The 258-nt window shown below is 58.1% G+C and carries 1 protein-coding gene; it reads right to left on the bottom strand.

From position 1 onward, the window contains the following. Positions 1-258, bottom strand: a 258-nt coding sequence (locus X735_RS0135795; protein WP_031214131.1) for a TIM barrel protein, incomplete at both ends; no start/stop codon positions are given.

Below are 258 nucleotides of genomic sequence, written 5' to 3'. Positions count from 1 at the left end.
AAATCGATATTGCCGGTGCCGAGGAAACCGCGATGGCTCTCGCCGATATGGACATAGCCGATCTTGTCAGCGGCATGGCGGATAGCCAGTCCGACATCGGCCTCCTCGATGTTCATGTGGAAGGTATCGAGATGCAGGAAGATGTTGTCGGAGCCGGTGTCCGCGATGAAGGCCAGGCCTTGTGAAGCGGTGTTGAGCAGATTGCTTTCGAAGCGGTTGACGATCTCGAGGTTGAGCGTGACGCCGGCCGCCTTGGCT

Source organism: Mesorhizobium sp. L2C084A000 (assembly GCF_000502875.1).
Classification (GTDB): Bacteria; Pseudomonadota; Alphaproteobacteria; order Rhizobiales; family Rhizobiaceae; genus Mesorhizobium.
This window is presented reverse-complemented; position numbering and strand designations above follow the sequence as displayed.